Genomic DNA, 16,345 nt, shown 5'->3' with positions numbered 1-16,345 from the left:
AAAGACGATATCCAGCGCCTATACTATCTCACCAGTCATCTGAATCTGAACGATGCAAAGAGCGAAAAGGGCGAGCCGGTACTCAAAGGATGGAAGCTTCGAATTGCCGGGGGTACACGACAGGTTCAATAGTGCAAGGCGTTGTTCGGCATATCTGTCAGACATGTGGGACCGATACTTCGAGTTGTTCTCCTTGCCGCCGATCGCCTGGCCAAAGGCGGAGTGACATTTCGATGGCCTGAGCTTCGGGTCTCGGCCCAACTGATTGAGCAGTGGAGCGTCCATTGGCGGGGACGGCGATCCAATCGTTTTCGATGTCGTCCAGTGTCTTGAACTTATAGCGGTTTGGAGAGACCGAGCGAGACGAGACGCCGGCGTCGTTTGGGACGCTGAACGCGAGCGCCTCTCCAAGGTGCGGTTGAACTAAGCGGCGGTGGCCGCGACGGTTGGGTTCAACCTCTCGTCCGAGCGGACCTCGCGCGAAAAGCCGCGCGAGGCCGCTCAACTCAAACGTTAGCCGGCTTTGGCGACACCGATTTTCCTGGCTTCCCAATGCGCGGGCTATTCGTCTGCGAATAATTCTGAAGAGTGCCTCGCGCAGAAGGAGATTTCAATGGTAGACGGCCCGACGCATGCCTTGGTCCGGAGGGTTCCTCGTTCCTACGTCGGCTATTACGCCCGCCACGGCAGGACCGTGTTTGCTCCACGCGCGGACGAGCAGCACCAAGAGTACGTCCGCGCCCTGGAGGCAGCCGGCTTGACGGTATCCTTCGTTGAACCCGATGAGAGCCTGCCCGACTGCGTGTTCATTGAAGATGCAGCCGTCGTCTGGAGTCAACACGCCCTAATCACACGCATGTGTCAGGATCGAGAGGGAGAACAGGCTGCAGTTGAGGCAGTCTTGGGCCGCACTCACTCCATCTCGCGACCCGCCAGCAACGCGACACTGGAGGGGGGAGATGTTCTGCATGTCGCTGACGTTACCTACGTCGGGTTATCCGCGCGCACAAACGAGGCTGGTGCCGAGTCCCTGAAAGCGTTCCTCGCCCGGTTTGGTCGCCGTGTCGTCAAGATACCAGTAGGGAATTGCCTGCACTTGAAAACAGGAGTCACTCATCTCGGCAACGGCACTTTGCTCGCGGTTCCGGCTTGGTTCGACATGACCCGCTTCGAGGTCGAAGACGTGATTTACACGGAGCCAAGCGAGCTTGGCTCTGCCAACTGCCTGAGGATTCGCGATCACTTACTCATCCCCTATGGCTATCCAAGAACAGCACTGCGACTGCAAGGATTCGCCGAAAAGCACGAGGCTTATGTTAATCGCCTGGGGATCTCTGAATTTGAGAAGGGTGACGGTTCGCTCACCTGTCTCTCACTCATTTGGTAGGGAGAAACATGGGCCAGAGGGAATCAGTCAAGTTTACGTTCACGGAGCTGCTGTACGGCGTGGTTATAGGGACCGCGATCACACGTATCGGGTCCTTGTCGCTCACAAAGTACACGATCCTTCTGATCGTCGCACTGGTCTTGGTATTCGACGACTATCTCCTCTACCACCAAGACGTACAGAAGATTGAAGGCACAGGGCGACACTTCGTGTCCCTGTTCTTGTTTGACATGGTGGTCCTCGCGGCCTGGACGGAGGGTGTGAGACTCTACTCAGGAACGTAACCATCTCAAACCAATTCGCGGACGGCGTACTGCTATTGGAAATCATGGGAACAGGCGGTGCTCGGACGGCCAACCTATATTTTGACAAAGGGCAATCGATCCATTTCAACAATGAAGGGATTCCAGATTCAGGCAATGGTAAATTCCGATTGGAGGCCACCAAGCCAGAAGGTCAATTAATGGCTGGATGGCTCTCGGCAGTGGGCTCCCCGAATGATGGGAAAAAGGTCAAGAGCGTAAATGTGGAATTTGTGCCGACGGACAAGGAGGGGTTCAACCTCCAATTGAGCGACTTGCTGCTCGCTTCGGATGTCACCAATCAACAAGAAGGGAAAAAGGCAAAGGCGACCCAAGGGGCTCCTTCAGAAAATGGTGCCTCCACCCTTTTGGCGGTTGCCACACCACCCTCTGCAGGAGAGACATCTTTCGTGAGTCTCCCAGGGGGGCGAAAGTTGGAGATGGTGGAGTTACCGGGGGGAGTTTTTGGATGGGGTCCCCAACGGACGAGTCTGGGAGGAGTGATAATGAAACGAGGCATAATGTGACCTTAACCAAGAAGTTTCAGATTGGAAAATACTTGGTTACCCAAGGGCAATGGCAGGCGGTCATGAGGAATAATCCTTCCAGTTTCAGAAACTGTGGAGCGGATTGCCCGGTGGAGGGAGTGTCGTGGGATGATTGCCAGTCCTTTGTTAAACAACTGAACGCGAGAGTTCCAGGCGGTGGCTTCCGTCTCCCAACGGAAGCCGAATGGGAGTATGCTTGTAGGGCGGGGACGGACACCACGTTGTACACCGGCCCCCCTGACGATTCAGGGCAGGCGCAACGGTCCTGAATTGGACCCTATCGCATGGTATTGTGGAAACAGTGGGGTGGAGTACAAAGGGGGGGTTGATTTTTCAAAATGGAAGGACGAAATGCAACACCCCGCCCGTATGATTGGCCCACATCCGGTGGGTTTGAAACAACCTAATCCATTTGGACTTTACGATATGATTGGAAACATACAAGAGTGGTGTCAGGACTGGTTTACGAATTATCCTTCACATGAAGTAACGGATCCTAAAGGAAGTGACATGGGCCCAGGGCGGGTACTCCGGGGAGGGGATTGGAACGCAGATGCGGCGAACTGCCGTTCTGCCTACCGGGGCTACGACGACCCGGGCAACAAAGGCCGGGGCTTTCGCCTCGCAAGGACTTTGCCATAAAGAAAACATTCTTGTTTCATGGGGTCTGGGGAGCAACGGAACGCAAAACCGGGTTAAGCAGCCCCGTTTGAATTCACCGACGCATGGCGTCCTCTGGGATACCATTGAAATCACGGCAAAATCAGGGCGAACACACAAACACCCGGTCAGTTTCCGTCAGCGGCCCGCGAGAACGACCGGGCTTACGATCGGCGCAACGAGTTCAATCAGCGAGGTTGCATTTCAAACCCGAGAAGGAGTCGCGCAGAACGGTCTTGCTGGCCTTAACGAAGTGCCCAGCACTAGTGTACTCCGACTTGTGCGCCGCGTAGTCACACCGGGTCTCACCGAGGCTTCAAATACGCGATCAACCTCCCTCCACGACGTACGCGCGGTGTAAAGGATCTTGTCGACACGGTCTGCCCGTGAGCTTGCAAGTTCCAAAACGAGAGTCATTAGCAGTGCGCCTTCCTCGTTGGCACAGGCTCCTAAGTTGTTGTGAGGATTCGGTAAGCCGTCACCACTGAGGCGCCCGGTCGTGCGACACTTGACAGTGTCATCGCCATCGCCGTGAAGATGAAGCGTGAACAAGCCGTCTGAGGCTCGCTCTACTTCAAGCCACAGATGATTTGTGGATAACCATCGTATGCCAAATGTCCTTTCAACGTCGGGGGAGACCTTTTGATAGAAATCGACAAGAGCTTCAAAATACTGCTCATCCGACACGTCTGCGCCAATTGCCGCCATCGCTCGATTCGCGTGAGCCCGCCTGAGATAATCGCCAATGGGGTGCGAGAAAAGCATGTAGAGTCCTAGTGCCGACATCACGCTAGACCCGGCTACTACCCAAATGAATCCGGGTCCCCTCGGTGGCGGGCGAAAAGGATTTTTCTGCTGGCCAGGCAGTCGAATGCCAAGATTCGGTCGATTATCCCTGCGATGCTCGTACATGAAAGGAAGCCAAATGGGCGCGAGCACCATCTGAATCCCCATGCAAATGCCTATCCTCCAGTCCTCGTCCCAATCGTACGGGACGAAAAACAGGAGCCAAGGTACTGTGAGCAACAGACCGATTCTTACCTTAAACACGTAAAGAAATAATCGTTTTGTAGCCATCGATATCAATGAAGGCGCCTGTAATTTCAGCTGAAGCTAGCACTCCTTCAGGCCAAACGCCCGCTCGATGAGTTCGCGGCGGAAGTCGGGCAGAGTGACAGTTAGCGTCAGCGTGGCGTACTTCGCCCGCCGCTGCCGGATCTGTCCTTCAAGGTGCTGAACGCGATTCACACGAGCCGCCCCCTCCTTACGCTAGAGCACATTGTCGTACAGGTAGACCACCTTTTGTCAAGCGGCGCGGAGGGTAGGTAGAGGGTATGGTCTGTCAGCCACCGGTCGGTACCGGTCGGTGGCCAACATCCAGAATCGTCTCCAACTCCGTCGGGCCGCCCTGCGTGTTCTGTCCCTCCTCGTCGGGCAGCCGCCAGTCGCAGTAGCCCGTAAAACAAGGTGCCCCGCTGTCCGCCACATCGTTCAGCAGATCGAGGAAAGCCGTCTTCGCGGTCCCGTCACAGTTGTTGTCGCCCGTGCTCCACGTAAACGTCTTGGTCACGTCGTGCACGCTGCCATCGGTGGTCTTTTTCTCCCACATCAATCCCGTCGTGGTGTCCGAGACCGTGCCGTCGCCGTTGTCGATGAACCGCGGCTGCTTGCTGGGCATACAGGTCTTGATGAACGCCGAGCACGTCCCGCTCCCGTCCTTGAGGTACAGCGTGCACAGCGGCGGCCGCGTGATCGCGACGGCTCCCGTTCCCAGCGTGCAGTTCTTCGCGACCAGCGGACTGCCCGCGACGCAGGTTCCCGCGTTGCCGAAGGCGTTGGTCGCCGTACCCGTGCTGAGGCCCCACAGCAACGTCCCCGATACGCCCTTGGCACCGACCAGGATCGTGCCATCGGTGGGACGGATCATCGCCGTGCACTTAGTCAATGCGCGCGCCGGTGCCACCCAGAGCCCCGCCCCGGCCCACGGCAATGACGGTGCGGGGACCACGGCAAACAAAGGACGGCGTGAGGGCACGCCGGCTCCAGTCTGGGCTCCGCCCCGCCCTTAGCGCCGGATTAGGGTTATGTCCCACCCGATGTCCCACACCGATGTCCCACCCGATTGCTGACCGCTGCCCCTTTGTGCTACGTAGCGCCGACTGCAAACGGGGGTGTTGGTGAGAGGCGCCCGCTACATTGTCGTGGAAGGGCCGCTTGGGGTTGGCAAGACGACGCTGGCGCGTCTGCTTGCCGAGGAATTTGAGGCGCGGGCCGTCCTCGAACAGGTGGAGGAGAATCCCTTCCTACGGAAGTTCTACGAAGACCCCGGCACGTACGCCTTCCAGACCCAGCTCTTCTTTTTGCTCAGCCGCTACCGGCAACAGCGTGCCCTGGCGCAACAGGATCTCTTCAATCAACATACAGTTTCGGACTACCTCTTCGCCAAGGACCAGATCTTCGCCCAGGCAACCTTGGAGCCGGACGAACTGGCGCTGTATCGGCAGCTGTTCAACCTGCTCGATTCCCGCTTGCCAAAACCCGATCTGGTCGTGTATTTACAAGCACGAGGCGATGTCCTCATGGAACGGCTGCGCAAACGCGACCGCGATTACGAGCGGCGCATGGCGCCAGAGTACGTTGAACGCATAGCGGAGGCTTATCGAAACTTTTTCTTTTATTATGAGGAAACGCCCCTGTTGGTGGTCAATAGTTCGGACGTCGACTTTGTGGCGCGCCCGGAGGACTTGGCCGACCTGGTTCGCGAAATCAGGAACATGGGGCATGGAGTGCAGCATTATATACCGCTTGGATCCAGATAGACCCTGACGAGAGTCAGGGAAATCGGACCGAGACGGAGCGCCCTTTGTAGGGGCGGGGTTACCCCGCCCATGCAGGGTTCGTGATTGCGCGATTCGACTTGACCGAGCGACGACACGCGTCGACTCAGCACGATAGTCCGAATCGGCAGTCTCGAAACAGCTACACAGGCCCTCCGGGATTCGGTCCCAGGAGGGCTTTTTTATGGAACGCAAGGTTACAGTGCCGGACATACTGAGGCGGAAGGGTGGCGGCGACCCCATCGTGGCGCTGACCGCGTATGACTTCCCGTTCGGCCGAATCGTCGACCAAGCCGGCGTCGACGTCATCCTCGTGGGCGATTCGCTCGGCATGGTGGTACAGGGCATGGACACGACCCTTCCGGTCACCATGGATGAGATGGTCTATCACTGCCGCATGGTTGCCCGCGCCCGACAACGGGCTTTGCTCGTGGCCGACATGCCGTTCCTCTCGTATCAGGTCTCGGTGACTGAAGCGGTCGCCAATGCCGGCCGGCTCATCAAGGAAGGGGCGGCGGAGGCCGTCAAGCTGGAAGGCGGACTGCCGCTGGCCGACGCCATCCGCGCCATCGCCGGTGTCGACATCCCAGTGATGGGCCACATTGGCCTCACACCCCAGTCGGTGCACCGAATGGGCGGCCATAAAGTGCAGGGGCGGCGCCGTGGGGAGCGGCCGGGCCAACGCGAGCGCCTGGTCGCAGATGCCCTGGCGGTGGAAGAAGCCGGCGCGTTCGCTGTCGTGCTGGAGGGAATTCCGCTGGATCTCGCCGCCGAGATCACCAACCAACTCACCATCCCCACCATCGGTATCGGTGCCGGGCCGCATTGCGACGGGCAGATTCTGGTGCTCCACGACGTGCTCGGTCTGTGCGATCGCCTGGCCCCGAAGTTTGCCAAACGCTACGCCAACCTGTGGCAGGCCGCCGGTGACGCCGTGCGCACCTATGCACGCGAGGTGAGGACCGGCGCCTTCCCGAGCGACGAGCATTCGTTCCACTCCCTGGTGCCGGTGCAGCGAGAAGAGAAGACGGCGGCAGAAGGATGAGGCACGCATATGGCGCACGGCCTGTTGCCTACGGCCAGAAGATGAACCTGAACTCATGCCATAAGCCATAAGCTCTACGCCATACGCCAGCATGGACACCATCACCGACATCCGCCGCATGCAACAGTGGGCCGATTCGGCCCGCGGCCGCAACCAGCGCATCGGTTTCGTTCCCACCATGGGATACCTGCACGCCGGCCACCTCAGCCTGGTGCGCGAAGCGCAACGGCACAGCGACGTGACCGTTGCTTCCATTTTCGTCAACCGGCTCCAGTTCGGCACCAACGAAGACCTCGACCGCTATCCGCGTGACGTAGAACGTGACACGCGGTTGCTCGCCGAGGCCGGGACGGACATCTTGTTTCTCCCCGAACCGGCCGCAATGTACCCCGAAGGTTTTCAGACCACCGTCACCGTCGAGCGGGTCACCCGCGGCCTGTGTGGCGCCTCACGCCCGACACACTTCACCGGGGTCACAACCGTGGTCGCGAAACTCTTTCACATTGTGAAGCCGCACGTCGCGGTGTTCGGCCGCAAGGATTTCCAACAACTCGTGGCGATCCGGCGCATGGTGACCGATCTGAACCTCGACATCGAGATCATCGGGGCACCGATCGTGCGCGAACCGGACGGCGTGGCGATGAGTTCCCGCAACGCCTACCTGTCGACGGCGGAGCGGCAGGCCGCGCGCTGTCTGTCGCAGGCCCTTGCGATGGCGTGCGCACTGGTCGAGCGGGGCGAGAGCGACGGCCTGCGTATCGTGGCCGCCGCACGCCAGGTGATCGCCGGTGAGCCGCTCACCCGCCTGGAATACGCCACCTTGGCCGATCCCGAAACCCTGGAAGGCGCGTCGGCGGTGCGTGCCCCGACGCTTCTGGCGCTGGCCGTGCAACTCGGCAAGACACGGTTGATCGACAATTGCATTCTGGAGAGATCGAAAGCTGAAGGCTGAAAGCTGACGGCGAGGAGGCATTCATGCGCACCATGCTGCGAGGCAAGATTCACCGCGCGACCGTCACTGGCGCCGACCTGCACTACGAAGGCAGCGTCACCATCGACGCCGAGTTACTGGAACGGGCCGACATCATCCCTTACCAGCAGGTGGACATCTGGAACGTCACCAACGGCGAGCGCTTCCAGACCTATGCCCTGGCGGGCCAGCGCGGCTCTGGCGTGGTGTGCATCAACGGTGCCGCGGCCCACAAGGCGCGGGCGGGGGACCTGGTCATCATTGCCAGTTTCAGCACGATGACGGAAGCGGAGGCCCGCGCCTGGGTCCCACGCTGCGTGTTTGTCGACGCACTCAACCGTCCCGTCGAAACCCGCTCCGAGCACGCCGGACAGGCGGAGGTGGCCAACGCCTGGCAGCAGTAACCAACAGGGGGGTGGGGTGCCGACCTCTGCCCCCTATTTTCCCGCAAACTTCGGCGGCCGGCGCCCCATGAACGACGCCAGGCCTTCCTGACGATCCTGCGAATGAAACCGCAGAAGAAGTTGCATCAGTCCCGACAAAGATGGTTAACCACATGGCCGACGGGAGGAACTCCGTGACCACCCCCAGTGACGTGCGTGAAGACGTTGTTGCCACCGTAAGACGTTTTGTCGAGCGGGAGGTAATGCCGGTAGCCAGTGAGCTGGAGCATCGCAACGAGTATCCACACGCGCTTGTCGAACGGATGAAAGAGCTGGGCCTGTTTGGCGCCACCATTCTACCGGAGTACGGCGGGCTTGGGCTCGACGTCACCACCTACGCCATGGTGGTGGAAGAACTGTGCCGCGGCTGGATGAGCCTGAGTGGCGTGCTCAACACCCACCTCATGCTGGCGTACATGTTGCGGATGCACGGGACGGAGGACCAGAAGCAGCGCTACCTCCCGGCCATGGCACGCGGCGAGCACCGCGGCGCGCTGTGTCTCACCGAACCGCATGCTGGCAGTGATGTCCAGCGCATCCGCACCACCGCGGTGCGCCAGGGCGACGTCTATATCCTGAACGGCAGCAAGATGTTCATCACCAACGCGCGCTACGGGACGCTGTACGCCATTGCCGCCAAAACCGACAAAGACGCGGATCCGCCGTATCGCGGCATCAGCATGTTCGTCGGCGAGAAGGGGCCGGGCGTAACCGTGGGCCGCGACATGGAAAAGCTGGGTTACAAAGGCGTCGAGACCTGCGAGGTCAACTTCGAGGATTATGCGGTGCCCGCGGCCAACCTGATCGGCGGGAAGGAGGGCCAGGGGTTCTCCCACGTAATGGACGGACTCGAAGTGGGCCGGATCAACATCGCCGCCCGTGCCGTGGGGGTGGCCAAGGCGGCCTTTGCGCAAGCGATCAAGTATGCCCAGCAACGCGAGACCTTCGGAAAGCCGATCGCCGAGCACCAGGCGATCCAGCTCAAGCTGGCGGACATGGCGACCAAGATCGAGGCGGCGCGGCTGCTCACCTATCAGGCCGCGGAGAAGAAAGACCGCGGGGAGCGTTGCGACCTGGAAGCCGGCATGGCCAAGCTGTTCGCCTCGGAGACCTGTCTCGAGGTGTCCATCGAAGCCATGCGTATCCTCGGCGGCTACGGCTACACCAACGAGTTCCCGGTCGAGCGCTACTACCGCGACGCGCCGCTGATGATCATCGGCGAAGGCACCAACGAAATCCAGCGGCTGGTGATCGCGCGCCAGTTGTTGCAGCGCTACAAGCTCTGAATAGAGAGCCGCGCCGTCAGGCCGCTCGGGGGCTGGGCAGCGGGTGTTGCAGCGGCGGCATCGACGAAGGGGACTGCGCCGCGGCTTTGCGTCTCGTCACTGGAGTCGAAGCTCTTGGCCGTGGGGGGCGCGGAAGCGAGACGATAAAGGTCGATCCCACGCCCGGCGTGCTGCGCACGCTCACCGTACCGCCCTGGGCTTCCGCCAGCTTCTTGACGAGATGCAAGCCAAGCCCCATTCCCGGAGTGTGGCCGCCAAGATGCACACGCCGGTACGGGGCGAATAACGCTTTGCACTGCGCCTCGTCCATCCCGGAGCCGCTGTCCTCCACACTCACACTCACCGTCGCCGCATCGTGCGCCGTGCGGATGACTGCCGTGCCGCCGGCGTTGGTGTACTTGATGGCGTTGTCGACGAGATTCTGAACGATTCGCCCGATGTGCATGAAGTCCGCATCGATGATTGGAAGCTCAGGTTCGACTTCCTTGCGGAGCGTCACGTGCTTCAGCGAAGCCGCCCCGGACTCCATATTGAACATGTCCTCGACGATGTCGTTGAGCTGGACGGGGGCCGTTTGCAGCTGCAGCTGACCGGCCTCGATGCAGGCCGCCTGCAAGAGATTGGTGACCAGCAGGCTGACGTGCCGCACGTTCGCCTGAGCGCGCAAGAGGAGCACCCGGGCGTCCGCCGGTTTCTGCGCTTCATTTTCGAGGAGCAATGCGATCAGATTCTCCGCGTTCCCGAGGGGACCGCGCAAATCATGACTCACCGCCGCTAGCAGCTCACCCTTGGCTTGTTCGCGGAGTTTGGCATCGTTCGCTTCACTGCGACCGGTACGGATTTCGGTCACAAAATACCCATAGAACAGTGACACGACGAAGAGGAACGGCACGCGCAGCAGGGCCGCGGATGTGAGCCGAAACTCGCCACCGGGCTGAAAGGACAACGTCACCCCGTACACGATCCCGACGAGGGCAGCGCTGGCCACTGTGGTCAACAAGGACTCACCCATGGCGGCGACAAAGATCACGAGGAAATAGAGCAGGAACAAGTCATCCGACACATTCGGAGCCCAGATCAATCCCAAGGTGACCCAGGCCGCATCGAAGAGCACCACGCCGAAATCAAAAGCCGGCCGTAGCGCCCAGCTCTCCGGCATCCGCGCAATCACGAGATTCGAAGCCAGCGCTACTGCAATCAATACCACCACACGGGTCTGAGGCTGCAGTTGGGACCCGTCCATCAACAGCAGATAGGAGAATGCAATGATGAGAACCCAACGGAGCAGGACGACCGTGTTCCTCTTGTTTGCAGGCGCGGCTTTCATTGTTTGCTAGGTGAAACAAGGTCCGTGCCACCGTTCCAAAAGCATATCGATCATCGTGCCGGACCTGGATTTGCGGCCGGCGGCGCTGGTACTTCCGTGCCGTTTTCCTCTGATGCGCTGAGGACATGCTCGCGCGGGCAGGCCGTGCGATCGGCGCAGCCCGGTCCCTCAACCGGCGGCCACTGCACGCCCTAAGGCAGCTGGTTGGTCATGCGATTGGTCAGCGCGCATCAAGGAGCGCATCACCCATGCCGGCGTTCACGGATGCGCGCTACGTTCCTGGAGCGCTCGGCTCAGCGGCACCGTGCTCCCAACGCGCAACAAACGGGGCAGCCACGGTGCACGCAATGACCGTACCGGCGACAACCAACAACGTCAGGGGCGCCAGGACCCACGCTTCCCGATGGCCGTTCTCAATCAGACGCAACGCGCAGACAGTGGAGAGCCCGGCCGGCAATAGTCCGCGCGGCCCCATCACCGACAAGCCCATCCGCTCTCGCCAGTCGAAACGCGACCTGACGGTCGACAGTCCCACAGCCAGCGGGCGTGCAGCCACAAGAACGATTCCAACAAAGACGCCACCGGCAACACCGAGGCCAATGAAGTCCCCCAACGACACCCGCGCGAACAGCACGATGATCACGGCAGCGACGAGCGATTCATACAGGTTGCCGGGTAGCTGGGCGATGTACCTCGCTGGGAGGATCTCTTGACTGGACAGCAACACCCCCATGGCGATCACCGCAAGGAAACCTGAGTCCATTTGGAGCGCGTTGGAAATGGCAAACACGCCGATGACCAGCATGAAGCACAGCGAGCGCCCGAGAGACCAAGGAATCCACTGACGCTTCAGGAGGACGGACAAGGCGCCGCCGCCGAGCATCCCACACAGGATGCCGACAGCGAGGGTGTTGCGCACCGCCACCATAGACGCGGCACCGAACTGGCGAAAGCCGCCGAACACAAGGGCATTGAGTATCAGAATGACCAGCGCGCCTCCGATCAGGTCGAGAGCAATCCCCTCCCCCGTCAAGACGGCGTTCAGCTGACCGGCCAACCGGTGGCGGCGTAGCCCGATGGCCGCAGGAGGTCCGGTCATCGCCAGAATCGCCCCGAGCAGCACCGCCGAAGCGCCGCTGCAATCGAGGACCAGATACGCGGCAACGGTGCTCACCAACCAGCAGACCAGCATGCCTACGCCAGCCAGTCGGATCACCGGGCTGCGGACATGCCACACGCGCCTTCTCACACTCAGGGCTTCGAGAAATAGAATCAATGCTAGCGACAATGAGACGAGGGGAAGCAGCAAGTTCCCGAAGAGGGCGTCGGGATCGAGGAGCCCGGTGAGCGGGCCAGCCACAAAACCACAGGCAACCAGCAGCGCCGCCGTCGGGATGCGCACGAGCGCTGCCAGCCATTGCATCCCGATCGCCAGAACGAAGATGCCGGCCAGGCAGGCGACAACCCGTGCATCCAACGCCTGGGAGTTTCCCGTGCGGTGCTGCCGCGGCGGAATGGCCCCCGGTGGCTGGCGGAGGGGCTTGTAGGGTTTAGTGTACGGCTGAGGAGGGATGATGTGCTCGGGAGCTTCCCAGCGGGGGTTGTTCTTGTTGTAGGCGGGGCTGCTCTTCTCCGCCAAGATCATGGCGCACACGCTGACCGCCAGCACCAGCCAGAGGATCACAAGCTTGCGCTTCATCTCGCCCTCACGGCGTATACGCTTTCCCGATCACCCATCCAGGCCTGGAGGTTGCGCGCCAGTTGCTCGGAATCCAGCTTCGCTACCATATGAAACGAGAGGCGCGTGAATTTCAAGCGTTCAGGTCAGCGGCCACCTTCCGGCTGCACAATTCCGTCACCTGTCCGCTCGCGCACCGGGTGCATTCCGTTGGCGTCCGAGCATTCAAAGCGGTAGTCTTTGCCCCCGCGACACGGGAGGGGCGCTATGTCCGCAACCATCGTAATTCTTCTTCTCTGGGCTGGATTCGCCGGGAGCCATATTGCGCTGTCGAGTGCACCGATCCGCGGGCCGCTCGTGGCAAGCGTCGGCGCCGCTCGTTTCCGTGCTCTGTATTCCCTGTTAGCCCTCGCCTTCTTCGTGCCGCTGGTGTGGACCTACTTCACGCACAAGCATGCGGGCCCATGGTTGTGGGCGCTGTCCAGAGGGACGCCTTTGCACTGGGTGACGTACGTCGGCATGTTGATCGCCTTCACCCTGCTGGTGGCGAGCCTGGTGCGGCCCAGTCCGGCAGGCCTTGTCCCAGGCGATCCGATGCCTGCGGGTGTGTACCGCATCACCCGTCACCCGTCGTTCATGGCGTTTGCGATCTTTGGGCTGACCCATCTGCTACCGAATGGCAGCACCGCCGACGTCGTCTTCTTCGGAGGCTTTGTCCTGTTCGCGCTCATCGGCGGCTGGCACCAGGATCAGCGTAAGCTGGCGAGCGGGGACCCTCGCTTCCGCGCGTTTCATGCCGCGACCCCATTCTTGCCGTTCACTGGCAAGGCAACGCTGCAAGGACTCCGCGAACTGCACCCGGTGGTCATTGCTGCCGGCTTCGCGCTCACCGTCGTCATTCGGTACTTCCACGCCGGCTGGTTTGGCGGCTAAACTAACTCCGGTAACCATCGGGGAACCCGGCTTCGAGCGCGACGCGCACCCCATGGCCTACCGCTACCTTGGCGAGCAGTTGGGCGACTGGTACCTCCAAGCCACGGCCGGGGAGCGCGCGCGCGGCACAATCCTCGTTTGCCTCACCCCTGAACGCTGGCTGAGCGTGGACTACAACAAAATGGAGCGGTGATCCTTGCAGACAGACCAACGGCAGCGGCGTGAGGCAGCGCTCCAGGGCTGACGTTATTCGGTCCTCTTGGACAGGTCCTTCACCAGATGCTCGACGCCGAGGCGGGTGAACTCCTGCACCGTGAACCAGCGCGGGCCGCCGCGCCAGAACTGCCACCAGTTGAAGAGATTGGACGTCAGCGGCCGCTGCGTCTCGTCGAACGAACCGCTCCACAGGATCTTGCCCGATTTCACCGAGATCAGTTGCAGGGTAAAGGCAACCGCTGCGGGCTGTCGCGCGCCGTATCCCCTGCCCACGCGTTCGACATAACGCGAAACAGTGCCAAACAGCACTGCGTCCGCACCCACCTCTTGACCGAGGGCGCGCGCGCGTGACGCGAGGTCGCCTGCTGGTTTGATGCGGCTGAGGGCCGCCGCAGCCGTCAGATCCGGCACCACGCGCCAATCCGACGAACTCGTCAGCACGCCGTACACGGCTGCTGTCACCTGCCGCCCTGCATCTGGCGGTAAGGATTCCACTCGCTCCATCGGGGTGGCACTCATGGGCTCAACGCGCTCGATCGGCAGCACGGCAATGAGGCCGATCAGTTCGGGAAGCTTCGGGCCGCGGTGGAAGGGATTGCATCCGGTCAACGCCACCAGGGCAAGCACAGCCAGCTGGCGCCGGCGCGATGGTCTTCTTGCCGCCGACCCTCGGTGATCTAACCGGCGGAACGGCACCCGCAACCCGCTACACATCCAACTTCAGTCCCAGCTCACGAAGTTGTCGCGTATCCACCGGACTCGGAGCCTCGGTCATGAGGCACACGGCACGCTGGGTCTTGGGGAAGGCGATGACATCACGGATCGATGTGGCACCGCACAGAAGCATGGCGACACGGTCGAGGCCTAAAGCAATCCCGCCATGCGGCGGCGCCCCAAACGACAACGCCTCGAGCAGAAAGCCGAACTTCGAGCGGGCCTCACTTTCGCTGAGCCCGAGCACCGCAAACGCGCGCGATTGGAGGTCGGGGCGGTGGATACGAATACTGCCACCACCCAGCTCCGTCCCGTTGAGCACGATGTCATATGCCAGCGCCCGCACGCTCAACGGGTCCGACTCGAGACGGTCCCAATCCTCCTCGTGCGCGGCGGTGAACGGGTGGTTGACTGAGACGTAACGCTTGTCTTCAGCGGAATACTCTACCAGCGGGAAATCCGTGACCCACACAAAGGCGTAGCGATCACTCGGAATCATACCGAGCTGGGCGGCCAACTTCAGCCGCAGGTTGGCAAGAGCGTCGTTGACGACCTTGGGCGTGTCCGCCACGAACATCAGCAAGTCGCCCATCCCAGCGCCACAGGCCTGCTCGATGGCCGTGCGCTCCCCGGGAGCGATGAACTTGGCGATCGGCGACTGCCAACCGGCGTCGGTCAGACGCACCCAAGCCACACCTTTGGCGCCGTACGGGGCCACCAGATCGGGGAGGCCGTCGAGGTCCTTGCGCGACAGGCGCTCACCGTCAGGCAGGCGCAACACTTTGACGATGCCCCCCCGCCCCACCGCCTCGCGAAACACCTTGAAGTCGACGCGCCGCGCAACATCGGACACGTCGGCCAGTTCGAGCCCGAAGCGCATGTCCGGGCGATCGCAGCCGAAGCGGCGCATCGCCTCGTCATACTTGAGCCGGGGGATCGGGTGCGGCACCTCGATGCCCCGCAAGGCACAGGCCACGGACAGCATGCCTTCGGTGACGTCCATGATGTCGTCGGGCCGGATGAAGGACATCTCGACATCGATCTGCGTGAACTCCGGTTGCCGGTCGGCGCGCAGGTCCTCGTCGCGAAAGCAACGCGCAACCTGGAAGTACCGATCCAGCCCCGCCACCATGAACAGCTGTTTGAAGAGCTGCGGCGACTGCGGCAGCGCGTAGAAGCAGCCCGGATTGACGCGGCTGGGCACCAGATAATCGCGCGCCCCCTCCGGCGTGCTGCGGGTGAGCAGCGGCGTCTCGATCTCGATGAATCCCTGGCCGTCGAGGTAGTCGCGCATCGCCTTCACCAACCGGTGGCGGAAGATCAGCCGTTCCTGCATCTCCGGGCGCCGCAAGTCGAGATAGCGATACTTCAGCCGGGTGCTCTCGGTGATCGGCGGACCGCCATCGATCGGAAACGGCGTGCTGCGTGCCTGGCTCAGCAGCTTCGCCTCGGACGCCATGACCTCGATCGCGCCGGTGGCCAGGTTCGGGTTCTGCGTTTCCTCCGGCCGGCGTTCGACACGGCCGCGCACGGCCACAACGAACTCGTTGCGCAGCTCCTGCGCGAAGGCGAACGTCGACTGGTTCTGTTCCGGGTTGAACACGATCTGCACCACCCCCGAACGGTCGCGCAGATCCACGAAAATCAAGCCGCCGTGATCGCGCCGGGTGTGCACCCAGCCCATCACGGTCACCGTCTGTCCCTCGTCGGTCAGGCGCAGGTCGCCGCAGTACGAGCTGCGTTTCCAGTCCGCCAGGCCCTCGGCGTTCACAAGTACAGCTCCTGCAGTTTGTCCAGTGTCTGGCGCAGTGCGGGCGCGGAGGACGACAGCGCCACCGCCCGAGGAAAGTCGCGTTTGGCCACCATGTCCCGCACCGTCAGTACCTGAGCCGCCAGCTCGTCCTCCCCGAGGATCAGAACGTACGGACTTCCCACCTTATCAGCCAGACGCATTTGGCTCTTCAAGCTCTTGCCTCCACTTGCCATTTCAACACGCATC

18 protein-coding genes are annotated in these 16,345 nt (G+C 61.5%); 11 read left to right on the top strand and 7 right to left on the bottom strand.

From position 1 onward, the window contains the following. The first annotated feature begins 613 nt into the window (after positions 1-613). The 4 genes from VF515_16970 (at position 614) to VF515_16955 (ending at position 2,879) form a co-directional block, all read left to right on the top strand. Positions 614-1,387 carry an arginine deiminase family protein gene (locus tag VF515_16970; GenBank protein ID HEX7409324.1) on the top strand — a complete coding sequence of 258 codons (774 nt, stop codon included), beginning with the start codon at positions 614-616 and terminating at the stop codon, positions 1,385-1,387. A gap of 95 nt (positions 1,388-1,482) precedes the next feature. Next, the gene (locus tag VF515_16965; GenBank protein HEX7409323.1) at positions 1,483-1,671 is read left to right on the top strand and encodes a hypothetical protein; all 189 of its coding nucleotides are present in this window, start codon (positions 1,483-1,485) and stop codon (positions 1,669-1,671) included. Positions 1,672-1,706: 35 nt separating this feature from the next. After that, complete coding sequence (locus VF515_16960; protein ID HEX7409322.1) at positions 1,707-2,216, top strand: hypothetical protein; 510 nt, start codon at positions 1,707-1,709, stop codon at positions 2,214-2,216. A 213-nt stretch (positions 2,217-2,429) separates the two neighbouring features. Further along, complete coding sequence (locus tag VF515_16955; protein ID HEX7409321.1) at positions 2,430-2,879, top strand: SUMF1/EgtB/PvdO family nonheme iron enzyme; 450 nt, start codon at positions 2,430-2,432, stop codon at positions 2,877-2,879. 1,131 nt (positions 2,880-4,010) lie between these two features. On the opposite strand, the gene VF515_16950 is transcribed toward VF515_16955, so the two are convergent. Together VF515_16950 and VF515_16945 are read right to left on the bottom strand one after the other, a co-directional pair. Beyond that, positions 4,011-4,145, bottom strand: a complete 135-nt coding sequence (locus tag VF515_16950) for a hypothetical protein (protein ID HEX7409320.1) — start codon at positions 4,143-4,145, stop codon at positions 4,011-4,013. Positions 4,146-4,239: 94 nt separating this feature from the next. Next, positions 4,240-4,824: a DUF1566 domain-containing protein gene (locus VF515_16945; GenBank protein ID HEX7409319.1), complete on the bottom strand. Its 585-nt coding sequence runs from the start codon at positions 4,822-4,824 to the stop codon at positions 4,240-4,242. Between the two features lie 250 nt (positions 4,825-5,074). On the opposite strand from VF515_16945, the gene VF515_16940 reads away from it, so the two are divergent. The 5 genes from VF515_16940 (at position 5,075) to VF515_16920 (ending at position 9,478) form a co-directional block, all read left to right on the top strand. Beyond that, complete coding sequence (locus VF515_16940; GenBank protein ID HEX7409318.1) at positions 5,075-5,716, top strand: deoxynucleoside kinase; 642 nt, start codon at positions 5,075-5,077, stop codon at positions 5,714-5,716. 202 nt (positions 5,717-5,918) lie between these two features. After that, entirely contained in the window at positions 5,919-6,779 is an 861-nt protein-coding gene (gene panB, locus VF515_16935; GenBank protein HEX7409317.1) for a 3-methyl-2-oxobutanoate hydroxymethyltransferase, read from the top strand. Positions 6,780-6,870: 91 nt separating this feature from the next. Further along, positions 6,871-7,731, top strand: a complete 861-nt coding sequence (gene panC, locus VF515_16930) for a pantoate--beta-alanine ligase (GenBank protein ID HEX7409316.1) — start codon at positions 6,871-6,873, stop codon at positions 7,729-7,731. A gap of 23 nt (positions 7,732-7,754) precedes the next feature. Then, positions 7,755-8,153 (top strand): aspartate 1-decarboxylase, encoded by a 399-nt coding sequence (gene panD, locus VF515_16925; protein ID HEX7409315.1) that lies wholly within the window; start codon positions 7,755-7,757, stop codon positions 8,151-8,153. Positions 8,154-8,305: 152 nt separating this feature from the next. Beyond that, positions 8,306-9,478, top strand: a complete 1,173-nt coding sequence (locus VF515_16920) for an acyl-CoA dehydrogenase family protein (protein ID HEX7409314.1) — start codon at positions 8,306-8,308, stop codon at positions 9,476-9,478. A gap of 16 nt (positions 9,479-9,494) precedes the next feature. On the opposite strand, the gene VF515_16915 is transcribed toward VF515_16920, so the two are convergent. Together VF515_16915 and VF515_16910 are read right to left on the bottom strand one after the other, a co-directional pair. After that, on the bottom strand, positions 9,495-10,805 hold the full coding sequence (locus tag VF515_16915; protein ID HEX7409313.1) for a HAMP domain-containing sensor histidine kinase: 1,311 nt from the start codon (positions 10,803-10,805) through the stop codon (positions 9,495-9,497). Between the two features lie 271 nt (positions 10,806-11,076). Then, on the bottom strand, positions 11,077-12,504 hold the full coding sequence (locus tag VF515_16910; protein ID HEX7409312.1) for a cation:proton antiporter: 1,428 nt from the start codon (positions 12,502-12,504) through the stop codon (positions 11,077-11,079). A 246-nt stretch (positions 12,505-12,750) separates the two neighbouring features. Between VF515_16910 and VF515_16905 the strand changes: the two genes are divergently transcribed. Beyond that, positions 12,751-13,416 carry an NnrU family protein gene (locus tag VF515_16905; protein HEX7409311.1) on the top strand — a complete coding sequence of 222 codons (666 nt, stop codon included), beginning with the start codon at positions 12,751-12,753 and terminating at the stop codon, positions 13,414-13,416. Beyond that, a complete protein-coding gene (locus VF515_16900) occupies positions 13,406-13,609 on the top strand; it encodes a hypothetical protein (GenBank protein ID HEX7409310.1) in 204 nt (67 codons plus the stop codon). The genes VF515_16905 and VF515_16900 overlap by 11 nt, the downstream gene beginning before the upstream one ends. A gap of 53 nt (positions 13,610-13,662) precedes the next feature. Here VF515_16900 and VF515_16895 read toward each other — a convergent pair whose 3' ends face one another. The 3 genes from VF515_16895 to VF515_16885 all read right to left on the bottom strand — a co-directional run. Beyond that, positions 13,663-14,259: a CsgG/HfaB family protein gene (locus VF515_16895; protein ID HEX7409309.1), complete on the bottom strand. Its 597-nt coding sequence runs from the start codon at positions 14,257-14,259 to the stop codon at positions 13,663-13,665. A 79-nt stretch (positions 14,260-14,338) separates the two neighbouring features. After that, the gene (aspS, locus tag VF515_16890) at positions 14,339-16,117 is read right to left on the bottom strand and encodes an aspartate--tRNA ligase (protein HEX7409308.1); all 1,779 of its coding nucleotides are present in this window, start codon (positions 16,115-16,117) and stop codon (positions 14,339-14,341) included. Then, positions 16,114-16,345: His/Gly/Thr/Pro-type tRNA ligase C-terminal domain-containing protein (locus tag VF515_16885; protein HEX7409307.1), on the bottom strand; the 232-nt coding region annotated here is incomplete at its 5' end. The genes aspS and VF515_16885, both read right to left, overlap by 4 nt.

This window comes from Candidatus Binatia bacterium, from assembly GCA_036382395.1.
Taxonomy (GTDB): Bacteria; Desulfobacterota; Binatia; order HRBIN30; family HRBIN30; genus JAGDMS01.
The sequence above is the reverse complement of the archived record's forward strand: the minus strand, read 5'-3'. Positions and strand labels throughout refer to the sequence as shown.

What these genes read in the sequence shown, in the direction of transcription:
- VF515_16970 (HEX7409324.1), top strand. Translation starts at nt 614, where the DNA reads ATGGTAGACGGCCCGACGCATGCCTTGGTCCGGAGGGTTCCTCGTTCC.
- VF515_16955 (HEX7409321.1), top strand. Translation starts at nt 2,430, where the DNA reads ATGCTTGTAGGGCGGGGACGGACACCACGTTGTACACCGGCCCCCCTG.
- VF515_16945 (HEX7409319.1), bottom strand. Translation starts at nt 4,824, where the DNA reads ATGATCCGTCCCACCGATGGCACGATCCTGGTCGGTGCCAAGGGCGTA.
- panB (HEX7409317.1), top strand. Translation starts at nt 5,919, where the DNA reads ATGGAACGCAAGGTTACAGTGCCGGACATACTGAGGCGGAAGGGTGGC.
- panC (HEX7409316.1), top strand. Translation starts at nt 6,871, where the DNA reads ATGGACACCATCACCGACATCCGCCGCATGCAACAGTGGGCCGATTCG.
- panD (HEX7409315.1), top strand. Translation starts at nt 7,755, where the DNA reads ATGCGCACCATGCTGCGAGGCAAGATTCACCGCGCGACCGTCACTGGC.
- VF515_16920 (HEX7409314.1), top strand. Translation starts at nt 8,306, where the DNA reads ATGGCCGACGGGAGGAACTCCGTGACCACCCCCAGTGACGTGCGTGAA.
- VF515_16915 (HEX7409313.1), bottom strand. Translation starts at nt 10,805, where the DNA reads ATGAAAGCCGCGCCTGCAAACAAGAGGAACACGGTCGTCCTGCTCCGT.
- VF515_16910 (HEX7409312.1), bottom strand. Translation starts at nt 12,504, where the DNA reads ATGAAGCGCAAGCTTGTGATCCTCTGGCTGGTGCTGGCGGTCAGCGTG.
- VF515_16905 (HEX7409311.1), top strand. Translation starts at nt 12,751, where the DNA reads ATGTCCGCAACCATCGTAATTCTTCTTCTCTGGGCTGGATTCGCCGGG.